The sequence below is a fragment of the Variovorax sp. 20P10.2.4 genome, from assembly GCF_058244205.1.
In genome coordinates this window covers 1-1,329 of record NZ_JBZAYE010001119.1, presented here as the reverse complement: position 1 = coordinate 1,329, position 1,329 = coordinate 1, and the positions used below count along the sequence as shown (strand labels likewise).

Genomic DNA, 1,329 nt, shown 5'->3' with positions numbered 1-1,329 from the left:
CACCGCAGTTTCGGCAGCGTGGTGGCGCAGGTGGCCGAGGTCTCGCTGACGCCCGAGCGGCAGATCCGCGTGCAGCGCATGTACTGCGCGGTCGACTGCGGGCTGGCCGTGAACCCGAACCTGGTGCGCCAGCAGATGGAGAGCGCGATCGTGTTCGGCCTCTCGGCCGCGCTGCACGGCGAGATCACCATCGAGCGCGGCCAGGTGCAGCAGAGCAACTTCCACGACTACGCGCCGCTGCGCATGAACGAATGCCCGCAGATCGAGATCGCGATCGTGCCGAGCAGCGCGCCGCCCACGGGCGTGGGCGAGCCGGGCACGCCGCCGGTGGCGCCGGCCGTGGCCAACGCGTTGTTCGCGCTCACGGGCCAGCGGCTGCGTTCGCTGCCGCTGCGCCTGGCCTGAACGCACGGCACGAGAGAAAAGGAAGGAACCCCATGACCACCACGCTCCAGATCAACGGCCGCCCCGTCGCGGTGACGGCCGAGGACGACACGCCCCTCCTGTGGGTGCTGCGCGGCGAGCTGCACATGAACGGCACCAAGTTCGGCTGCGGCAAGGCGCTGTGCGGCGCCTGCACCGTGATGCTCGACGGCGAGGCGGTGCGCTCCTGCGCCACGCCGCTGTCGGCCGTGCAGGGCCGCGCGGTGTCGACCATCGAGGGCGTGAAGGGCCCCGAGATCGACGCGCTGCGCCGCGCCTGGACCGAACTCGACGTGGTGCAGTGCGGCTACTGCCAGAGCGGCCAGCTGATGTCGGCCTGCGCGCTGCTGCGCCACACGCCGAAGCCCAGCGACGCCGACATCGACGCCGCGATGAGCGGCAACATCTGCCGCTGCGGCACCTATCCGCGCATCCGCGCGGCGATCCACCTCGCGGCGGGCGACGACCGGCGATGACCCAGCGCCCGCCCGACCTGATCGTCGTGCCCGCCGTGATGCAGCAGCGGCTGCGGCTGCTGGGCTTCGACACGCAGTCGATGCTGCGCCGCGCGGGCCTGCCGGCCGACCTGTTCGCGAGCGGCAAGGCGCGCATCACGACGCGGCAGATGTTCGCGGTGTGGGATGCGCTGGCCGCGATGAACCCCGATCCCGCGCTGGGCCTGCGCATCGGCGCCGAGGGCGCGACCGAGCACTACGACATCGCCTCGATCGCGGCGCTGCACTCGCCGAACTTCGGCGAGGCGCTGCAGCGGCTGTCGCGCTTCAAGCGGCTGACCTGCCCCGAGGTGATCCGCATCGAGCGCGGCGACGGCGAGGTCCGCGTGCGCTTCCACTGGTTCCTGGTCGAGGGCCATTCGCCGCAGCTGCTGACCGACGGCACCTTCGC

The 1,329-nt window shown here is 72.0% G+C and carries 3 protein-coding genes; all 3 read left to right on the top strand.

Annotated elements, in window-relative coordinates:
* Nucleotides 1-405, top strand: a 405-nt coding sequence (locus tag AC27VN_RS41615; protein WP_490880529.1) for a molybdopterin cofactor-binding domain-containing protein, incomplete at its 5' end; no start/stop codon positions are given.
* A 32-nt stretch (nucleotides 406-437) separates the two neighbouring features.
* A complete protein-coding gene (locus AC27VN_RS41610) occupies nucleotides 438-899 on the top strand; it encodes a (2Fe-2S)-binding protein (protein ID WP_093347584.1) in 462 nt (153 codons plus the stop codon).
* The coding region (locus AC27VN_RS41605; protein WP_490880528.1) for an AraC family transcriptional regulator ligand-binding domain-containing protein at nucleotides 896-1,329 on the top strand (434 nt) is incomplete at its 3' end. The genes AC27VN_RS41610 and AC27VN_RS41605, both read left to right, overlap by 4 nt.

Excerpts from the sequence above, each read along its gene's own strand:
- AC27VN_RS41610 (WP_093347584.1), top strand. The coding sequence starts at position 438 with ATGACCACCACGCTCCAGATCAACGGCCGCCCCGTCGCGGTGACGGCC.